Origin of the sequence: Streptomyces barringtoniae, from assembly GCF_020819595.1 — a bacterium.
GTDB classification, from domain to species: domain Bacteria; phylum Actinomycetota; class Actinomycetes; order Streptomycetales; family Streptomycetaceae; genus Streptomyces; species Streptomyces barringtoniae.
The window spans coordinates 1-18,494 of the sequence record NZ_JAJHNP010000034.1; the positions used below are offsets into that span (position 1 = coordinate 1).

Consider the following 18,494-nt stretch of genomic DNA (forward strand, 5'->3'; position numbering starts at 1 on the left):
GCCCCAGGTCGTCCCTGCCCGGCAGCTCAAGGACGCACTCGGCATCCGCAGCGTCGGCTACCGCCAAGGCGACCGCGAACTGGCCATCAAGGACCGGAGGCTGGCATGAACACCCAAAGATTCCTCGTCCCCACCCTGCGGGCGGCAACCGCCGCAACCCTCGCCGCGGGCGGATACATCCACGCCCAGCTCTACATCGACGGGTACCGCTTCATCCACATCATCGGCCCCCTGTTCCTGCTCCAGGCCAGCGCATCCTTCGCCCTCGCTGCCCTGCTGCTGATCGGGACACCACCCCCGCTGCTGAGGATCTCCGAGGCAGGCGTCGCGCTCGGCGCCCTCGTCGGCTTCACCGCTTCGCGCACCGTAGGCGTGTTCGGATTCACCGAGCGCGGTCTGCAACCGGCACCACAAGCCGTCCTCAGCCTCCTCGCCGAAACCGGCACGCTGCTGCTCCTCGCCATCTGGCAAGTGAGCGCGACCAGACAACGCCGCGCTGCCCGACCGCCCGTCAGTACACCCATCCGGAACCGATCCATCACCCGTACACCACCCAACTGAACCACCACCACGACGGGTCACGTCCGCGGCGTTCTCAGCCCTGTGATCCTCGCCCGGAGCCGACGCCCACTACCGTCGTCGACGCGAACAAGGGGACTGGCGTGCAGACGCCCAGCGACACCTGTTCAACCGCCTGATGGGGCAGCTCTACCACTGCCTCCAGACCGGCGGACTGTTCGACGAACACCTACGTACCCCTCTGAACTGGCCGCTGCCGCTTGACACGTTGGTGTCGTGAGATGTCTCGGTGGGCAGGAGGCCGTCCCCGCCTGCTCAGCCCTGACGACGAGCACTGTCGGGGAGCGGCACCAGACAGCGCGAACACCCATGAGTTCTCCGCCGGCCACGGAGCAGTTGTTGCCGCAGGGCATCAAGCCGGGCCGTCCGCCCGTCTGGACACGACGGCAACTGATGGACGGCATGCGGTGGCGGACCCGGACCAGTGTCCCCTGGCACGATGTTCCGGAACGGTACGAGCCCTGGGACCGGGCCCACGCCCAGTTCCGCCCGGTAGCGCGACGGCACCTGGGCGGGGATCGGGGGCGATCCGACTGCCCCGGCTCGGTCGTGGGCGACCCCGAAGGAGACCGGACCGGGTGCGGGCAATCAAAGGGCGAACGTGGTCGTCGCTGTTGCGGAGGCCGTGTCATCGCATCCCTGGTGGCATCAGGTGCAGAGCATCGCTCGAACGGTCCAGCCAGGGCGCGGGTGGCTGCCCCCGGGGGTTTCGTGGTGTTGAGCTACGCGAGACCTGGATGTCCATCACTGGAGACGTCATGCGATCCCGATCCACGCTGCCTCGCATCACTATGGCGCTGATCCTTGCCGTCGGCGCCCTGATGAGCGGCTGCACCAGCGCCCCGTCCCAGTCGTCGTCCATGATGTCGTCGCCGTCGCCCTCGCCCTCGTTCGCCGAGGGTGCTCCGCTGCGGGAACCGGCGCAACTGGTCAGCCACAACGGGCTGCTGCGGGCGGATCTCGTCGTGGAGAGACGGCGCGTGAACCTCGGCGGCCACGCATTGTGGGCGCTCACCTACAACGGCAGCTACATGCCGCCCACGCTGCGGATCCGGCCAGGGGACAAGATGGAGTTGGACTTCAAGAACACGCTCGGCGAGGAGACCAACCTGCATGTGCACGGTCTCCATGTGTCACCGAGCGGCGACGCCGACAACATCTTCCTCCACATCCATCCGGGCGAAACCTTCCACTACTCCTACCAGTTCCCCAAGACGCTGCGCGCCGGCACCTACTGGTACCACCCGCACCCCCACCACACCTCCGCGTCGCAGGTCGCCGGTGGCATGTCGGGCATCCTCATCGTCGACGGCCTGCAGCAGTACCTTCCGGCGAACCTGCACCACATCACCGAGCGCGTCATCGCGCTGAAGGACTTCCAGCTCCAGGGCGATGCCATCAAGACCCAGGGTCTGCACATCGGCGCGCCCACCCATCGCACCGTCAACGGCCAGCTGAATCCGGTCATCCGCATCCGCCCGGGTGAGACCCAGTTGTGGCGGCTGGCCAACATCAGCGCCAACATCTACTACAAGGTCCGCCTGCGGGGCCAGAAATTCCATGTGATCGCGCACGATGGGACACCCGTCGACCGCATCTGGACGGCCGACTCGCTGCTCCTCGCGGCCGGGGCCCGCTTCGACGTACTGGTACAGGGCGGTCCGGCCGGCCGCACCGAGCTGGAGACGCTCCCGTACCAGACCGGACCGGGCGGCAATTCCTTCCCGCAGGCGACCTTGGCCACCCTGGTCTCCGCAGGGCCTTCCGCGCGACCGGCGACGCTGCCCACCTCGTCCTTCGCGCCGACCGTGGATCTGGCCCACGAGAAGATCGCCGTGCGGCGCACCGTCGTGTTCTCCGAGAACGCGGCCGGCACCAAGTTCTACATCAACGGCAAGCAGTTCGACCCCAACCGGGTGGACCTGCGGGCCAAGCTGAACACGGTCGAGGAGTGGACCGTGGTCAACGAAAGCAACGAGGAACACTCCTTCCACGTGCACACCAATCACTTCCAGCTGATGAGTATCAACGGCCGTGCGCACCAGAGCCACGGCCTGCAGGACGTCGCGAACGTCTCCGCCCACGGGCGGCTCGTCATCCGGATGCGTTTCAAGGACTACACCGGCAAGACCGTCCTGCACTGCCACATCCTCAACCACGAGGACCGGGGCATGATGGCGGTGCTGGACATCGAGAAGTGACACACAGCGCTGCGAGCGGGGTCAGCCGGCGGCGCCGAGCGCGGCGCTGACGCCGGCGATGGCCGCTCCGCCGATCGCGATCGAGACGAACGAGCGAAGGAAGCCCGTCTTGAAGAAGCGCCAGCGAATCCAGGCCAGGGTCACCAGTTCGAGGGTGATCGTGACCAGTGCCACCGCCAGCGCGGGGCGGTATTGAGGGATGAGGAAGGGCAGGGTGTGCAGCACTCCGCCGAGGAAGGTGCCCGCCCCGGTGATCGCTCCGCGTAGGTAGGGGCTGCCGCGGCCGGTCAGGTCTCCGGTGTCGGACAGGCCTTCGGAGAAGGCCATGCTGACACCGGCGCCGATGGCGGTGGCCAGTCCGGCGAAGAACGCGTAACGCGGCTGCTGAGTGGCGAACGCTACGGCGAAGATCGGGGCCAGCGTGGACAGCGAGCCGTCGATCAGGCCGTTCATGGCGGGTTGCGCCCGCTGCAGGAGGAACGATCGCTCGACTTGGTGTTCGGAAGGGCTCACTGCCGTGGTGGTGGCGGTCATGGTGTGTCTCCTGGCTGATCATTGCCCCGTCAGGGACTCGAGGGAGAGGCCGGGGAGCAAGCGCGTCCCGTTGTTCCCGGGGGCGGGGAGAGCGGGTCGTGTCTTCGAAGCTCGCAGAGGCCCGTCCGCTGCGGTAGCGGCCGTAGGCTTGAGGGGATACAACCCCGGCTTGCAGCTGGGAGGGCGGCTCATGGCTCTCAGTACGCATGTTCCCGACCTGGCCGCGCTGGAATTGTTGCTGGGTGTGGCCCAGGAGGGCAGCCTGAACAGCGTCGCCCGGGCGGTGGGGGTGAGCCAGCAGGCGGTCTCGGCGCGGATCAGGGCCATGGAGGCCCAGACCGGCGTCACGCTGGTGCACCGAAGCCCGCGCGGCTCCAGACTGACCGCCGAAGGTGTCGTGATCGCGGAATGGGCCGCCCGCCTGCTGGGTGTCGCCGCGGAGATGGACGCCGGGATCGCCGCTCTGCGCGCCGACCGCCGTGACCGGCTGAGGGTCAGCGCCAGCCTGACCATCGCGGAGCAGCTCCTGCCGGGCTGGCTGTCGTCCTTCCGTGCGGCACAGCGGCCGGGAAGCACAGCGCCCGAGATCCTGCTGACCGCGATCAACACCACCACGGTGATCGCCCACGTCACCGAGGGCACGGCGGACATCGGCTTCACCGAGGGCCCTCAGCGGCCGGCCGGGCTCCATGGCAGGGTCGTAGGCCACGACACTCTCGCCGTGGTCGTCACTCCGGGCCACCCCTGGGCCCACCGGCGCCGACCGGTCGGCGCCGCCGAGCTGGCCGCCACACCGCTGGTCAGCCGCGAGGTCGGTTCCGGCACCCTCGACACCCTCACCGCTGCTCTGGCCGCGGTGCTCGGTCCTGGCGCCCCCCAGGTCGTCCCGGCGCTGGCGCTGCCCACCACGGCGGCTGTGCGCGCGGCCGCACTGGCCGGCACCGCACCAGCCGTCATCAGCGAACTGGCCGTCGAGGACGATCTGGCCACAGGCCGGCTCGTGCCGGTGCGGACACCGGAGCTCGACCTGCGCAGGACTCTGCGCGTCATCTGGGACGGCGCCTCCACCCCGCCGAGCGGTGTGGCACGGGACCTGATCGCTCACATCACCCGCCGCGATCAACCTTGGCGGACACGCAGGCCCGCATTCGGCCCGGAGCCGGCCACCGACGCCGGCATCTCCCGCCGTTCTGCCTCCTGACATCGCCGAACCCGCACCACGCATTCTCTGCGTGCGTCTGCGGTCGCCAGCCTGTCCCCGGCCTCCGGCATCGGCCGACCGCCCCGTCGGGCAGCGTTGGGCAGCCCTCGGGGACTGTGACGCCTGACCGCTACAGGAACGGTTTGTATCCCGGCAAGCACTGGGCCACTACCGGCGGCTTCCGGCGGGTGTGAGCGTCGAGGCAGGAGATTCCACCCACCAAGGGGTTCGACATGCAGACGGTGAGACCGGGCGCATCCGGCCTGGCGGTGACGCCTGTCGCGTGCGGCACATGGCAGTACGGCGCGGACCGGGGACCCATGGCCAAGCCCGCCGCGCTCCAGCCGATCGAATACGCGAGGCCGCTGGGCGCCAACTTCTTCGACACCGCCCGGGCCTACGGGTCCGGCGGCTCCGAGTGGCCGCTCGGAGTGGCAGCGGCAGACGAACTCGGCTCGGCCCGCGAGTCGGTCGTGATCGCCGCCAAGGGCGACCTGCGCAGGGACGGGGACCGGCTGGTCCACGACGTCGGTCCGGCATGGCTGCACAAGGGTGTCGAGGCCGGCGCTGCTGCGCTCGCTGAACTGGTGGCGCAAGGCCTGCTCCCTCACTTGAGGGTCTCCGACTGCACCCTGGGGCGGATGGCCGACTTCGCCACCGTGCTGCCGGTGGCAACCGTCCAGCCGCCCCACCGTCTCTTCCGCCGCGACATCGAATCAGACCTGCCGGGCTGCCCCGCCGTTCAGGTCGCCATCGTCGATGGCCGCACCCCGGCCCACCTGGCGCAGAGCCTCGGCGCCCGCCACCGTCACCTCAGCCGGTCCGACCTGGCCGAGACCGACCACATCACGACCGCCACGATCCCGTTCGGCGATCCCATCCTGGAGGCAATGTCATGACCACCACCCAGACCACATCACCGGCCAACACACCGGCCTCCCTCGGCGGCCGCGCCCCGAAGACACCCGTCATCGCCTTCCTGGGCACCGGGCGGATGGGCGGCCCCATGGCCGTGAACCTGGCCCGGGGCGGCTTCCAGCTCCGGGTGTGGAACCGAACCAGCAGCCGTGCCGCCGCCCTGGCCGGTCACGGAGCGTTCGTCGCACACACCCCTGCGGAAGCGGCCCAGAGCGCCGGAATCCTCATCACCATGCTCACCGACGGGCCGGCCACCGAACGGGCCGCGAACGGCCCGGACGGGTTCCTGGCCCGGTGCCCCGGACTGATCTGGGTGCAGATGGCCACCATCGGAGCCCGCTGGTCGGCCCAGCTCGCCGTGGCCGCCGCCCGCCACGGGGTGACGTTCGTGGACGCCCCGGTCTCCGGCAGCCAGGGACCGGCCGAGGCCGGACAGCTGATCATCCTGGCCAGCGGTCCCGATCGGGTGCGTGACGTCCTCAACCCGGTGTTCGGCGCACTGGGCCGAGCCACCGTCTGGCTGGGACCGGCCGGCGACGGCACCAGGGCGAAGCTGGTGCTGAACAGCTGGCTCGTAGACCTCGTCGAAGCCACCGCGGAGGCTCTGTCCTTCGCCGGCCGGCTCGGCCTGGACCCCGCCTCGATCGTGGAACTGCTGCAGTCCACCCCGCTCGGCTCGCCGTATGCGGTACAGAAGGCCACCACCATGCTCGCCGGCGACTTCACCCCCGCCTTCGCCCTCAAGCACGCGGTCAAGGACGCCGAACTGGCCGTACAGGCCGCTTACGGCCTCGGCACCCACCTGCCGCTCACCGAAGCGCTGCTGCCCCGCTGGCGGCACACCGCCCTCGAGCACGCCGACGACGACCTGTCCGCGGTCTACATCACCGCGTGATCGAACCGGCCCGACGAAGGGTTGCACGGCCATGAGGACACACACCGGGCCCATCGGCCCCTCCTCGCCGTACGCCGCCACGACGCGGTTCCACGACTGCACAAGCACGGACCACCACGACCACCCCGGCACGGCCACCGGAACGGGCGCGCATGGACGGCTGGGGCTGGCCCTCATCCTGGTGACCGCCTTCATGGTGGTCCTGGACTTCAGCATCGTGAACGTCGCCCTGTCGTCGATCCAGCGTGAACTCCACGTCTCGGCAGCCTCGGTCCAGTGGGTGGTCACGGCCTATGCCATCGCCTTCGGCGGCCTGCTCATCCTCGGCGGCCGAGCCGGCGACCTCTACGGGCGCCGGCGTCTGTTCCTCGCGGGAATCGGCGTGTTCACGGCCGCATCCCTGGCCGGCGGGCTCGCCCGCGACCCGGTACTGCTGATCGCCGCACGCGTGGTGCAAGGCACCGGGGCCGCGATGGTCGCGCCCGCCGCGCTGTCACTCATCACCACGGGTTTCGCCGAAGGCCCGCGCCGGACCAGAGCACTTGGGCTGTACGGTGCGACGGCGTCCATCGGTTTCGTCGCCGGCCAGGTGCTCGGCGGCGTACTGGTGGAGTTCCTCAGCTGGCGTTCGGTGTTCCTGGTGAACGTTCCGGTGGGGCTGGCCGCCCTGCTGCTGGCCCCCCATGTCCTGCGGGAGTCGAGACTGGCGCGTGCCGGTCGGAAGCTGGACGCCGTCGGTGCGGTCCTGATCACCCTGGCCGTGGCTGCCCTGGTTTTCGCTGTCTCCCAGATCGCCACCACCGGTATCGGCTCCGTCCCCGTGCTGGCCCCGCTCGCACTCTCCATCCTGGCTGGCACGGCCTTCGCGGCGAACGAACACCGGCACGCCGATCCGCTCGTGCGTCCGGCGCTGCTGCACACCTACGGCTTGCGCAACGCCAGCACTCTCATGCTGCTGCTCGGCATGTGGACCGGCGGTGAAATGCTCGTGCTCTCCGGATACCTCCAGCAAGTGCTGCACATGTCGCCGCTCGATGCCGGGCTGAGCATCGCTCCGCAGGGGATGGTCGGACTGGCCACCGGCCTACTGGGCGCACGGCTGACCCGGCACCTCGGCATTCAACGCGTGCTGGTGGTGGCCGGAACAGCCGCCACAGCCGGCTTCGCCGCCCTGACCCAGCTCCCCATGGTCAGCGGTTCCCACCTGCCGCTCGCGGCGGTGATGCTCGTCGGATTCGGCAGCGCCGGCATGGCATTCGGCAGCATGGTCACCGCGAGCGCCGGAATCGCCGACCGTGACCAGGGCCTGGTCGGCGGAGTGATCAACACCAGTCGGCAACTGGGTGCCGCGACGGGGGCGGCGCTGCTTCCCGCGGTCGCCGACGCGGTCGACCGAACGAGGCACACCTCCATGGCAGTCGGCGATCGAGCAGCCATGCTCGCCGGGCTGCTGACGGCCGTACTCGCCACGCTCGTGGCGCTGAAGACCTGGCTCGGGGCACCGCGGCACGGTGTCGCCTGACTCATGTCAATGAAGCTTGGCGGCGGAGACACTTTCGCGTACACGCCTGCTCGCCCGAATCTCCACGGCGTGACCTCGCCATGCCGTCGTGCTCCCAGTGGTGGGACCGACGTGTCCGAAATAGCGTATGAAGCAGACGCTCGGTGGATGTTCGGTCGATGGAGGGCGTCATGACCGGCAATACGTCTCCGGACAGGGAATGGAGCGGGACGGAATGCCCGATGGGGGCGTTCGCCCGGCGGACGTTTCTGCAGGGCACCGCTGCAGGCCTCGTGGTCGGAACGGCCGGCGAAACCGCCCTCAGAGGCGGTACAGCGGCCGGCGCAACAGCGCCCGAGGCCGACGCAGAACCCACGTCCCGGACGATCCCCTTCCATGGCTACCACCAGGCGGGCATCGCCCTTCCTCCTCACCCGCAACGGGTCGCCATTTTTGTCGCGCTCGACGTCACCGCGTCCGGCCGCAAGGAACTCACCGAGCTGTTCCGCACACTGACTGCGCGCGCACGCTTCCTCACGGCGGGTGGAAGACCGCCCGAAACGTCTCCGACTGCGGCACCGTCAAGCTCGGGCATCCTCGGACCCACGGTCGTGGCGGACGGTCTCACGGTGACCGTGGGCGTGGGCGCCTCTCTCTTCGACGACCGATACGGTCTGCGCGCCCGGAAGCCGGTCCAGCTCGTCACGATGAAGGCATTCGAGCATGACGACCTGGATCCGGCGCTGAGCCAGGGGGACCTGCTGCTCCAGATATGCGCCGACAACCGGGACACGACGGTGAACGCCCTGCTCGACATCCTGATGCACACCAAGTCGGCGGCGAAACTGCGCTGGCGCATCGACGGCCAGCGCAATCCGCACCGCCCTGTCGGTGTCCGGCGCGACTGGTTCGGTTTCAAGGACGGCATCTCGAACGTCGACACCACCAGCGCCTCCCAGATGGACCAGGCGGTCTGGGTCCAGCCGAAGAGCGCCGAACCGGCCTGGACCGCGGGCGGCACCTATCACGTGGTGCGTATCGTGCACTTCTTCATCGAGGCGTGGCAGAAGGTGCCCGTCGCCCAGCAGGAGCGCATCTTCGGCCGTCGCAAGGCGAGCGGCGCCCCCTTGTACGCGCTGGGCGAGAACGACAACGACAAGTTCGACCCCATCTACACGAACGACCCCCAGGGACTCATCACCCCGCTCAACTGCCATATCCGGCTTGCCAACCCCCAGACCCCGGAGACCGCGGCGACCAGCACCATCCTGCGCCGGAGCTTCGACTACGACCGCAGTCCCAACCTTCCCGAGCTCGACATGGGACACGCGTTCAACTGCTTCCAGCAGGAACTCAACACCTACATCGCCATGCAGACCCGGCTGCAGAACGAAGCACTCGTGCCCTTCATCAGCCCTCGGGGGGGAGGCTACTTCTTCACGCTCCCCGGCGTCCGGGACAAAAGTGACTACTACGCCCGCGGGCTGCTGACCTGATACCGGGCCGCAACATCGGACCGGACCACGGCACTGCGCACAGGAGGCGAGATGTTGTCTGCCGCGCGGACCCCAGCAGCGAGCCGCCGAAGCCGCGGCGGGACACCACGGCCGGTCCTCGCGGCGGGCGTTGCCGCGCTGATGGTCCTCTGTGCGCCCACCGCCTCCGTGCACACGGTGGCCGCGGACCTGCCGCCCGCGGCCGCCCGCGCGGACAGCCGCGTCTACGTCACCAACCAGCAGGACGACACCCTCTCGGTGATCGACGGCCACACCCACAAGGTGGTCGCGACCGTGCCGGCCGGCAGGGCGCCCGAGGGCGTGGCGGTCGCCAAGGACGGCAGACGACTGTACGTCGCAGACAGCGGCTCGGCCCGAGTCTCGGTCCTCGACACCCGCACCTACAAGACCGTCGCCACGGTGCCCGTCGGCAAGAGCCCCACCGGAGTCGCCCTGAGCCCGGACGGCGGGTCCCTCTACGTCACCAACGGCACCTCGAACACCGTCTCCGTGATCGACACCCATACCCAGCGGGCCCCAGCCACCATCCCCGTCGGCAGGTCCCCGGTGAACGTGGCCCTCAGCCGCGACGGCACCCAGGCGTACGTCGCGAACGCCGGATCGGGCACCCTGTCGGTCATCGACACCGGCACCCACAAGGTCACCCGGCAGCTCCCAGCGGGTCGCTCCCCGGTGGCCGTCGCCGTCACCAAGGACGGCAAGGCGGCCTACGTCGCCGACGAGGTCGGGACGCACGTCCTCGCCATCGCCACCGACAGCGGCAAGGCGACCACCGTCAACGTCGGCACAGGCCCCTTCGACGTCGCCATCAGCCCGGACGGCCGCTACGCCTACTCCGCGAACCTCGGTCCCGGCAACGTCTCCGTGATCGACACCGGCAGCACACACGTCTCGGCGACCATCACCCTCGGCCCGCCCGGCACCGACCCGTTCAACCTGGCGGTCACCCACAACGCGATCTACGTCACCAACCAGGGAGCGGGCACCCTCGCCGTCGTCGATTCCGCATCCCACAAGGTCGTCGCGACGGTCACCGTGGGCGCCCAGCCGTACGGGGTGGCGGTGAGCTGAGGCAGCCGATCACGACGAACGGGTTCGCCCCAGGAAGTATCACACCGCTCACGGGGAGTCGCGTGCGGCAGTCGCGCCAGATCCCGGTCCGCGCTCCGCTGGAGGGCGGATCACGAGCCGTCTCCGCTGACTCCTCCAGGGCGAACAGTGCCTCGCGGCTCTCTCCGCTGCTTACCTAGGTCGATCTTGCCCTGCTGGAGCACCTGACTTCGCGCGCCACGCTCCGTCAAGCCGGGTCTTCAAAGGTGAGCGGTGCAGAGGTGTCCTCGGGTTCACCGTCGTGCCGCCAGGATCTGCGGCCCGGCCGCCCGGCTTTCAGCGGTCGCAGGTGACGTGGAGGCGGGCCCAGGCGTTGTTGGCGTAGCCCTTCGGGTTCCAGACCGTCGCTGGGGACTCGGGCTGTACGGCTGCGGCGGAGTCCCAGGCGCGAGCGAGGACTTCCGTCTCCCCCGCCGGGAGGGTGAGCGTGGCGCGCCAGTGCTGCCACGTCCACGGGTTGTCCGGTGCGTTCAGATCGGCGTGGACCCACGTGGTACCACCGTCGGCGGACACGTCCACGCGTGTCACCGTGCGGTCGTCGCCGGCGAAGGCCACGCCGACGACCTCGGTAGCTCCGGACGGCAGCTGGGCGCTCTTGCCAGGCCGCAGGATGGCGATGTGAATGACGACCGGCCCGAGCGTGATGCCGTCGCCTGGTCCTGCCTTGTGGGGGTCTGCCTCGGGAGGCAGGAGGCTGTATTCCCACTGGAAGTAGTTGTCGGACGGCTCAGTCTGTGCGGTGATGCGCTGGAGCCATTTGACGCTGCGGGCGCCGATGTAGCCCGGGACGACGGCGCGCAGCGGGGCACCGTGCGCGACGGGAAGAGCCTGATCGTTCATCGCCCAGGCAAGGAGCACCTCGTCGGAGGTGGCCTTCGCCGCCGGTATGGAGGCGCCGAAGGGCTGTGGTGGGTCGGCGTCCTGTGACACGTCGGCACCGGTGAAGGCGATGTGGGCCGCTTCTGCGTGCAGCCCTGCCTCTGCCAGTACATCCGCCAGGCTCACACCGGTCCACCATGCCGTGGAGATGGCTCCGGGGCCCCAGGGGACCTGGCCGGGTATGTCGCGGAACTCCATGAGGTCGGAGCGGCGGTTGCCCGCGCACTGCAAAGTGGCGAGCACTTTCCGTTCGGGGAAGCGACGGCGCAGTTCGTCCAGCGACAATTCCAGCGGGCGGTCGACCGTGCCGTCCACCCGTAGTCGCCAGCTCGCCCCGTCCACGCGAGGGATCGGGGCATGGTTGCGGCCATAGAAGGTGTCCAGAGGGGTGACCAGGTCCACGAGTGCGCCGGGAGGTGGTTCAGCGTTGTAGGGCTCGGTCTGGTGCACGATCATGTCGTCCCGTTTGCCCCATATGCCCATATCGCCACTATGCTCGAAGTTCTTCCAAGCGGCACCTTCGATCCCCCTCGGTTTCGGCGACCGCGACAGAATGCGCATCGCCGCAGCCTCCAGTAGGAGAGCGAGTCATGGGTAAGGAACGCCCCGGGGACGACACAGATCCATCCCACGCCCGAGATCATCTGGCGAACGAGCGCACCTACCTCGCATGGCTGCGCACATCCGCAAACGTGATGGCGCTAGGGCTGGCCGTGGCCAAGTTCGTCGACGACAGCCGTACCCGTTCACTGGCCGCAGGCGCTCTACTGATGGCTGTCGGAGCGGCTGGGCTGGCTTACTCCGCAGTGCGCTACCGGAACACCGCAGCCGATATCAGGCACGAACGACTTCTCGCCGCCAGCCGAACCGGAGGACCACTGACTGCAGGCGCCGTACTGACCGTCGCACTCGCTGCCGCCCTATTGCTGCTCTGGTGACGTCAGTGCGGCCAGGCCGTTGACGCCGGCTGTCGGCGTTGCGGAATCCGAACGCGTTGCGAGCGACGAGCTTGATCACACGATTGATGCCCTCGCTCTGGGCGTTGCTGTGACCCGCGTCAATGAACGCGGCGCTCTCGGGCCACCAGCGGTCGACGATGGCGGCGAGGGTGCGGACTTCGAGGTTGTCGGAGTCCGACGAGCCAGGTCAGGAACTTCCTGCGGGTGTGGCCGACTTGCGGCTGTCGGTGCCGGTACGGGCCAGAGCGAGGAGGGTGCGCAGGTTCTCCGTGGCGATCCATGCGCTCAGGAGCATCTACCCGATCCTCCCTCTCGTCGAACAAGGGGTTCCACATCCATGCCAACTGCTCGTTGGTGCGGTCCTTACGGTTGCATAGCAGGCGTCGTCTGGCCTTCCACTCCGGATCGGTGGCCCGTCCGCGCCGCCCGCGGACCTGGGCAGTGGTGCGGCGCCGCACCAGGCAGAGCTTATTGTTGGCGAGCTGGACGACATGGAAGTGGTCGACGACCACGAGGGCGTCCGGGAGAGCGGTGCGCACGACGGCCCCAGTAGGTGACTGACATGTCGTGGCGACGTAGCGAATGTGCTGCCTCCAGGACAGACCGGGCAGCGCACCGGCCAAACTCGCTCCGCCGACCGCGCGGGCTACTGCCCCGTCTGACCTGCGATCGCAGCTGCGGTCGACCCGTCGCGAACCATCGTGAACCCGTTCGGCGTACACCGCGCGAAAACCTGATTGGTCGTGCAGTCGTTCGCCATTCGCCGACAGATGACCCATCCGAGTGAAGGCCTCCGGCCAAGGTGAGTATGTCTAAATTGTCAGTTAGATTCCCTTATGGCTCGAGGCGGTCCGGGTGACCAGCGTCAGGCGTCATCAAGGTGACCTCGGCACCACGATGACAAGCACTGCCCTCGCTAGCAGCCATTGCCGAACACGGCGACCAGGCCTGCCGCGAAACCTCTCACGCCACGCGGCGCCGTCCTCACGACTCAAGCGCCACGGCAGCTTGCAGTGCGGGTCATCCGCCAGCGACGTGACCACAAGGAGTGAACATGGGTATAAGAGCTACCTTCACCCACACGTTCATAGTGATGGTCGTATACGCGTCAATCACCGCCTGCGTGACGCCCGGGACGCTGGAATCCGCGTCCTCCCCCCTGGATCCGGTGCAGGGCCTCATAGTTGGGTCAAACGCCAGCCCCTCAGCGCATGGCACGCCGATACAGGCTCCGGCGCTGCCCGGGGCGCAGCAGATCTCGGGGAACGACCGGGTGTACACCGCCGACCAGGCCTCCAACACGGTGAGTGTGATCAATCCGGCGACGAATACGGTGCTGGGCACGATCGCCCTGGGCAAGCCGCGATTGAGCCCCAGCGCGGACGTGCTGGGTGCCATGTACGACGGGCAGATCGACGTGCACGGCCTGGGCTTCTCCCGGGACGGAAAGTGGCTCAACGTGATCGACGTGACCACCAACGCCGTCCACGTCATCGACACCGGGACCAACAAGGTGGTGCGCACCGTGTACGTCGGCCGGTCGCCGCACGAGGGGTTCTTCTCTCCCGACGGCACCCGGCTGTGGGTGGCGGTGCGCGGCCAGAACTACATCTCGGTGATCGACTGGCGGGCGGGCAAGGAGGTCGAGCGGATTCCCACCGAGGACGGGCCGTCGAAGGTGGTTTTCAGCCCCGACGGCAAATTTGCCTACGTCAACCACCTGCGCGCCTTGGTGCTGGACGTGATCGATGTGGCCTCCCACCGGATCATCCGGCGCGTGCCGATCCCCGCGGAGGCGGGCGGGTCTTCCGACGAGGCCATCTCACCCGACGGCCGGGACATCTGGCTCGGCATGCCCACCAACGGCCGGACCACCGCCGTGCTCAATGCGGCCACCTACCGCGTGGAGGCGGTGCTGCGCACCGGGCCGCGCACCAACCACCCCAACTTCGTCACGGTTGGCGGCGTCGACTATGCCTACCAGACCGTGGGCGGGCTGAACGAGACCTTGGTCTACCGCCGATCGCGCAACGGGGCGCCGCCCACGCTGGTGAAGACCATCCACAACAACGGCCACGGTCCCCACGGCATCTGGCCGAGCCCCGACAACACCAGGATCTACGTCGCCCTGCAGAACTCCGACGCGGTCGATGTCATCGACACACACACGAACTCGGTGATCAAGACCCTTCACATCGGCCAGTCGCCCATGGCACTGGTGTACGTGGCGCGCAGTACGCCAGCAACCAGCACACACAACCTGGGCCGACAAGGACTGGGCATGCGCACGCAGATCCTCGCCTTGCGCGTCTCGGGTAGCTCCGGCCAGGGCACGGCCCTGATCCGGGAACTCCCAGGCATCAACGAAGTCACCATCGGGGCCACCCGGTTGCCACCCAACCGGCAGTTCACCGCCTACGCCAGCGACGGCACCCGCACGACCGCGCTGATGTCCATGATGAGCAACCAGTTCGGCAACATCGACGAAGCCCTGTCCTATTCGTACTTCTTCGCCAACCACTACACCTCCGTCGTCCTCAAGCCTGGAGCTCCGTCCGGCGAGCAGGAGTCAGGCGCGGCAATGCCCCAGGCATGACGGACCAAGAGGGCAGGGCGGCGTAGCCGGTGTGGTCAGCGCGTGTCGGTGACGGGGCCATCGGTCAGCATAGTGATCGGGAATTCGGTGTCCTGAGCTGCCCCGGCCGAGGAGAGGCGACGTACGCGCCGCCATCAGCCAGCGCCTCGGCTCTCTGCCGGGTCCGGTCCCACACCAGCACATCGAACCCGGCATGCGACAGATTCTGCGCGATGGGGCACGCATGGCAGCGGCGTCCACGACAGCGACCGTCGTCTGCCCATTCCCCTCCCGCCCAGCCGTCACACACCCTCCGGGGACGGGCCGGCGACGGGGACGGCCGCGGCCATGATCGAGTCGATCTCCTTCAGGTCGGCCTCGTCCAACGACAGGTCTGCCGCCGCGAGGCTGTCCTCGACGTGGTGGGCGCGCCGCGTACCGACGATCGCCACGTCCACTCCCGGCTGAGCCAGCGTCCACGCGACGGCCAGTTGACTCACCGTCATGTCGCGGAATGCGGCGAACTCCTGGAGCTCGCGTACGACAGCGAGGTTGCGCCCATAGGTCTCGCCTCGGAAAACGTTGCTCTTCGCCCGCCAGTCGTCGGCAGGGAAGACGGTCTCCTTGGAGAGGATGCCCGATAGCAAGCCGTGCGCGAGGGGCCCGTAGACCAGGACACCGATGCCGTGCTGCCGGGTATAGGGCAGCTCGGTGTCCTCGATCTCGCGGCGGAAGAGGTGGTACGGCGGTTGCAGCGTCTCCACCGGAAGGGTGCGGGAGAACTCGGCCATCTGCTCGGCGGAGTAGTTGGACACGCCGACATGCCGGATCTTGCCCGCCTCGACCAGTTCCTTCAGTGCACCTGCGGTTTCGGCGAACGGCACCTTCGGGTCCGGCCAGTGGACCTGGTAGAGGTCGATGTGGTCGACGCCGAGCGCGGTCAGACTGGCGTCGACACCCTCGCGCAGCGCCCCGGGACTCGCATCCCGGGCGATGCCGGTAGCGGTCCTGCGCAGACCACCCTTGGTGGCGATCACCAACTCGTCGCGCCGACGCCGCAGTTCGCCCCGCAGCGCGGCACCGAGCAGCCTTTCCGAGGCACCGAATCCGTACGCCTGGGCGGTGTCGAAGAAGTTCACCCCGAGCTCGCGGGCCCGGTGGATGGCGGCCTTGGCATCGTCCTCGGCAAAGGCGCCCCAGTCGCCCCCCAGCTGCCAGGTGCCGAGGGCGATACGGGAGACCTGCAGGCCGGTCGATCCCAGTGTGGTGCTCCGCATGGTTGTCCTCCGTGCGTCATTGGTCGTTCGGTGTTTCTGATACTTCGGGGCAGGAGGCCCGTTCATCGGTCAGCCGGTTCTGGTGGCGATCACATGCCCGATGCCGAAGACAGCGGCCACGGCGCCGACGCCCACCGGGTGATCCCTCATGATCGCCGTCGCAACGTGCCTGGCGTCTCGGCAGCCGTGCCGGGACCGTGGCGGCTCGTCCGTACGGCGACGGCGGCGAGGAGTGTCAGCACGACGACGGTGAACCACGTCGTCGCATCGGTCAGGCTCATGGACCGGCTGGCAACGCCCAGGCCGACGGGCAGCAGGGCCAGGCCGAGGTACGAGGCGAGGAACAGGCCGGCGAGGGCTTCGCCGCGCTGAGCCGGGGCGGCCATGGCGGCCACGTGTCCGACGGCGGACTTGAACAGCACACCGGCACCGGCTCCGGCGATGGTCCCCGCGAGCAGGAACACGGGCAGGCTCCCAAGGCGCATACCGACTGCGAGAACGGTCATGCCCACCGCCTGGGCGAGCAGCCCGAGGTACCAGCGCGTCCGGGTGCCGAGCCGGCCGGTACCCGTCTGGGCCGCCGCGGCGGCTCCGAAAACCGCGAATACGACCAGTCCGGCCAACGCACGGGACGGCTGGTGCAGGACCCCACCGAGGAAGCCTGGGACCACGGATGTGAAGAGCCCGAACACGGCCATGGACGTGAATCCGGCCGCGGCGGCGGCGAGATGTCCACGGTCGCCGTGGGCGGCCCGGACCCGTTGGGGCCGGTAGGCCGGCCTGACCGCGGGCCTGCGGACGGTCTCGGGGGTCAGGGCGATGGCAGCCACTCCGGTCAGCAGCAGTACGACGAAGACCGCGTACGGCAGTCGGAGCGGCTCGACGAGGTACTGGGCCAGCACTCCCGCGGTGATGGGTCCCAGCCCGAGGCCACCGATGTTGGCGACGGTCGACACGATCTCGAACCGCCGCGTCGAGGCGCCGGGCCGGTGGGCGCTGTGCAACTCCTGCAGATACGCGGTGGCGGTCGCCGTCAGCATGCCGACGCCGAGACCGGTGACCAGCCGGGCGACGATCAGCACCGGCAGAGACGGCGTGGCCAGGAACAGCGCGGCGGCGAGCAGTTCCAGTGCCAGCGCAGACGCCATGACCTTCTTGCGGCCCAGCCAGTCCGAGATGTGCCCGGCGAGCAACAGGCTGGTCAGGACCCCGATGGCGTAGACCGCGAACACGACGGTGACCGTGAAGGTCGAGAACCCGTCTTGGGCCTGGTAGAGGGGATACAGCGGGGTGGGAACCGTGGAGAACGCCATCGCCGTCACGAACACCGCGGCGACCGTCCAGAACCCTGCGCCGTACCTGCGAGCGGCGTGTGTCTCCTCGTGCGCGCGGGCCTGTCGGGCGGAGACACGGTTCGCGTGCGGACCCATGGCCGATGTCACTGACATCAGAGCACTCCGATCTTTGACGGTGGATTCCGTCGGCGGGGGAAGCAGGGGGAACGCTCGTTCACCGCCGTTCATGCCAACGCGCGGACGCAGCCGTTGTTTCCCATTGGAGAGAGATAGTCCGAGATGACGGTTATCGACGTAGGAGATAGCCGGCTCTCAGGCGGCCGTCTGCGTCCCGCAACATGTCGTGCAGGCAAGGCGGCGCGTCACGACGACGAGACCGATCACGCGCTTGCCGGGAGCCGGGGTGATCGTCGCATGGTCGGCGCACACGGCCAGACCGCAAAGGGAACACATGCCGATGGCGGCGCTGTCATCCCGCCCCGCTTGGGTGCACTCGTAGCACGTCATTTCTGCCTCCTATGAGGGATTCAGGTGATTCCGGTGGTAGTGGGCTCGGGAACGCCGGCTCATCGGCGTCGTTCCTTCACACCCGCTTCCAGGCGGCTGCCGAAGTCGGAGTCGGCACGGCCGCGCGGGTCCCGGACCGCGTCCGCCGAGCCGAGGCTGCCCGCCACCGTCGAGAAGCGGACGAACACCTCGGTCTGCTTGCCGATCTCCGAGAGGAACGCAGCCCGGGTGTACGTCGTCACGTCGGCGGTGACGGTGAATGTGCCGTACGCACCGGCGCCGCGCGCGTGCACGATCCGCTCCGGGATGCGCTCACGGTTGAAGCGCGCCAGCTTCTCGAACAGTTGCTGATCCTGGACGAGCAGCGGCCGGCCGTCTGGGAGTTCTGATTGTCCGCGACAGGCGCACCGGCCTCGGTGGTGAGAAGGGGACGCCCTCCGTCTTGTGTGGTCACCTTGTGCCTCCGCTGGCATGGATCGTTGAGGAAACCGGCATCGGACATGACTGCCCTCTGCCTTCCGCTTCGTTTGCGGTGTCGGTGTATCT

At 68.6% G+C, this 18,494-nt stretch carries 16 protein-coding genes and 4 pseudogenes; 12 read left to right on the top strand and 8 right to left on the bottom strand.

What is annotated here, in order from left to right; translation table 11 throughout:
* The first annotated feature begins 105 nt into the window (after positions 1-105).
* The 4 genes and pseudogenes from LMU33_RS38430 to LMU33_RS38445 all read left to right on the top strand — a co-directional run bounded on the left by LMU33_RS38430 (position 106) and on the right by LMU33_RS38445 (position 2,780).
* Positions 106-561, top strand: a complete 456-nt coding sequence (locus LMU33_RS38430; protein WP_228626361.1) for a hypothetical protein — start codon at positions 106-108, stop codon at positions 559-561.
* 46 nt (positions 562-607) lie between these two features.
* Positions 608-799 (top strand): annotated as a pseudogene (locus tag LMU33_RS38435) (hypothetical protein); the annotation flags it as partial.
* Positions 800-888: 89 nt separating this feature from the next.
* Entirely contained in the window at positions 889-1,380 is a 492-nt protein-coding gene (locus LMU33_RS38440; RefSeq protein WP_228626363.1) for a transposase, read from the top strand.
* A complete protein-coding gene (locus LMU33_RS38445; protein WP_228626365.1) occupies positions 1,338-2,780 on the top strand; it encodes a multicopper oxidase family protein in 1,443 nt (480 codons plus the stop codon). Before LMU33_RS38440 ends, LMU33_RS38445 begins: the two co-directional genes overlap by 43 nt.
* 21 nt (positions 2,781-2,801) lie before the next feature.
* On the opposite strand, the gene LMU33_RS38450 is transcribed toward LMU33_RS38445, so the two are convergent.
* Positions 2,802-3,314: a VIT1/CCC1 transporter family protein gene (locus LMU33_RS38450; RefSeq protein ID WP_228626367.1), complete on the bottom strand. Its 513-nt coding sequence runs from the start codon at positions 3,312-3,314 to the stop codon at positions 2,802-2,804.
* A 190-nt stretch (positions 3,315-3,504) separates the two neighbouring features.
* Between LMU33_RS38450 and LMU33_RS38455 the strand changes: the two genes are divergently transcribed.
* The 6 genes from LMU33_RS38455 (at position 3,505) to LMU33_RS38480 (ending at position 10,417) form a co-directional block, all read left to right on the top strand.
* On the top strand, positions 3,505-4,515 hold the full coding sequence (locus tag LMU33_RS38455; RefSeq protein WP_228626369.1) for a LysR family transcriptional regulator: 1,011 nt from the start codon (positions 3,505-3,507) through the stop codon (positions 4,513-4,515).
* A 233-nt stretch (positions 4,516-4,748) separates the two neighbouring features.
* On the top strand, positions 4,749-5,414 hold the full coding sequence (locus LMU33_RS38460) for an aldo/keto reductase (RefSeq protein WP_228626371.1): 666 nt from the start codon (positions 4,749-4,751) through the stop codon (positions 5,412-5,414).
* Positions 5,411-6,328, top strand: a complete 918-nt coding sequence (locus LMU33_RS38465) for an NAD(P)-dependent oxidoreductase (RefSeq protein ID WP_228626373.1) — start codon at positions 5,411-5,413, stop codon at positions 6,326-6,328. The genes LMU33_RS38460 and LMU33_RS38465 overlap by 4 nt, the downstream gene beginning before the upstream one ends.
* 31 nt (positions 6,329-6,359) lie before the next feature.
* The gene (locus LMU33_RS38470; protein WP_228626375.1) at positions 6,360-7,850 is read left to right on the top strand and encodes an MFS transporter; all 1,491 of its coding nucleotides are present in this window, start codon (positions 6,360-6,362) and stop codon (positions 7,848-7,850) included.
* Between the two features lie 221 nt (positions 7,851-8,071).
* Positions 8,072-9,325, top strand: coding sequence for a Dyp-type peroxidase (locus LMU33_RS38475; protein WP_228626457.1), 1,254 nt, complete (start codon positions 8,072-8,074; stop codon positions 9,323-9,325).
* Between the two features lie 51 nt (positions 9,326-9,376).
* Positions 9,377-10,417, top strand: coding sequence for a YVTN family beta-propeller repeat protein (locus LMU33_RS38480; protein WP_228626377.1), 1,041 nt, complete (start codon positions 9,377-9,379; stop codon positions 10,415-10,417).
* A 315-nt stretch (positions 10,418-10,732) separates the two neighbouring features.
* Here the strand turns inward: LMU33_RS38480 and LMU33_RS38485 are convergent, their stop codons facing one another.
* On the bottom strand, positions 10,733-11,818 hold the full coding sequence (locus tag LMU33_RS38485; RefSeq protein WP_228626379.1) for a sulfite oxidase: 1,086 nt from the start codon (positions 11,816-11,818) through the stop codon (positions 10,733-10,735).
* Positions 11,819-11,925: 107 nt separating this feature from the next.
* Between LMU33_RS38485 and LMU33_RS38490 the strand changes: the two genes are divergently transcribed.
* The gene (locus LMU33_RS38490; RefSeq protein ID WP_228626380.1) at positions 11,926-12,273 is read left to right on the top strand and encodes a YidH family protein; all 348 of its coding nucleotides are present in this window, start codon (positions 11,926-11,928) and stop codon (positions 12,271-12,273) included.
* Here LMU33_RS38490 and LMU33_RS42135 read toward each other — a convergent pair.
* Positions 12,170-12,445, bottom strand: a pseudogene (locus LMU33_RS42135) (transposase); the annotation flags it as partial. The gene LMU33_RS38490 and the pseudogene LMU33_RS42135 overlap by 104 nt on opposite strands.
* 178 nt (positions 12,446-12,623) lie before the next feature.
* A pseudogene (locus LMU33_RS42140) lies at positions 12,624-13,073 on the bottom strand (transposase); the annotation flags it as partial.
* 494 nt (positions 13,074-13,567) lie between these two features.
* On the opposite strand from LMU33_RS42140, the gene LMU33_RS38495 reads away from it, so the two are divergent.
* The gene (locus LMU33_RS38495) at positions 13,568-14,890 is read left to right on the top strand and encodes a hypothetical protein (RefSeq protein ID WP_308280843.1); all 1,323 of its coding nucleotides are present in this window, start codon (positions 13,568-13,570) and stop codon (positions 14,888-14,890) included.
* 281 nt (positions 14,891-15,171) lie between these two features.
* Here LMU33_RS38495 and LMU33_RS38500 read toward each other — a convergent pair whose 3' ends face one another.
* The 4 genes and pseudogenes from LMU33_RS38500 to LMU33_RS38515 all read right to left on the bottom strand — a co-directional run.
* Positions 15,172-16,146, bottom strand: a complete 975-nt coding sequence (locus tag LMU33_RS38500; protein WP_228626384.1) for an aldo/keto reductase — start codon at positions 16,144-16,146, stop codon at positions 15,172-15,174.
* 146 nt (positions 16,147-16,292) lie between these two features.
* Entirely contained in the window at positions 16,293-17,594 is a 1,302-nt protein-coding gene (locus LMU33_RS38505; protein ID WP_228626386.1) for an MFS transporter, read from the bottom strand.
* A gap of 159 nt (positions 17,595-17,753) precedes the next feature.
* Complete coding sequence (locus LMU33_RS38510; RefSeq protein WP_228626388.1) at positions 17,754-17,948, bottom strand: DUF2180 family protein; 195 nt, start codon at positions 17,946-17,948, stop codon at positions 17,754-17,756.
* 113 nt (positions 17,949-18,061) lie between these two features.
* A pseudogene (locus tag LMU33_RS38515) lies at positions 18,062-18,402 on the bottom strand (catalase); the annotation flags it as partial.
* Positions 18,403-18,494 lie beyond the last annotated feature (92 nt).

Coding starts and splice junctions, on each gene's coding strand:
- LMU33_RS38430 (WP_228626361.1), top strand. CDS start 106: ATGAACACCCAAAGATTCCTCGTCCCCACCCTGCGGGCGGCAACCGCC.
- LMU33_RS38470 (WP_228626375.1), top strand. CDS start 6,360: ATGAGGACACACACCGGGCCCATCGGCCCCTCCTCGCCGTACGCCGCC.
- LMU33_RS38465 (WP_228626373.1), top strand. CDS start 5,411: ATGACCACCACCCAGACCACATCACCGGCCAACACACCGGCCTCCCTC.
- LMU33_RS38490 (WP_228626380.1), top strand. CDS start 11,926: ATGGGTAAGGAACGCCCCGGGGACGACACAGATCCATCCCACGCCCGA.
- LMU33_RS38505 (WP_228626386.1), bottom strand. CDS start 17,594: ATGTCAGTGACATCGGCCATGGGTCCGCACGCGAACCGTGTCTCCGCC.
- LMU33_RS38510 (WP_228626388.1), bottom strand. CDS start 17,948: ATGACGTGCTACGAGTGCACCCAAGCGGGGCGGGATGACAGCGCCGCC.
- LMU33_RS38440 (WP_228626363.1), top strand. CDS start 889: ATGAGTTCTCCGCCGGCCACGGAGCAGTTGTTGCCGCAGGGCATCAAG.
- LMU33_RS38475 (WP_228626457.1), top strand. CDS start 8,072: ATGGGGGCGTTCGCCCGGCGGACGTTTCTGCAGGGCACCGCTGCAGGC.
- LMU33_RS38480 (WP_228626377.1), top strand. CDS start 9,377: ATGTTGTCTGCCGCGCGGACCCCAGCAGCGAGCCGCCGAAGCCGCGGC.
- LMU33_RS38500 (WP_228626384.1), bottom strand. CDS start 16,146: ATGCGGAGCACCACACTGGGATCGACCGGCCTGCAGGTCTCCCGTATC.
- LMU33_RS38450 (WP_228626367.1), bottom strand. CDS start 3,314: ATGACCGCCACCACCACGGCAGTGAGCCCTTCCGAACACCAAGTCGAG.
- LMU33_RS38445 (WP_228626365.1), top strand. CDS start 1,338: ATGCGATCCCGATCCACGCTGCCTCGCATCACTATGGCGCTGATCCTT.
- LMU33_RS38460 (WP_228626371.1), top strand. CDS start 4,749: ATGCAGACGGTGAGACCGGGCGCATCCGGCCTGGCGGTGACGCCTGTC.
- LMU33_RS38485 (WP_228626379.1), bottom strand. CDS start 11,818: ATGGGCATATGGGGCAAACGGGACGACATGATCGTGCACCAGACCGAG.
- LMU33_RS38455 (WP_228626369.1), top strand. CDS start 3,505: ATGGCTCTCAGTACGCATGTTCCCGACCTGGCCGCGCTGGAATTGTTG.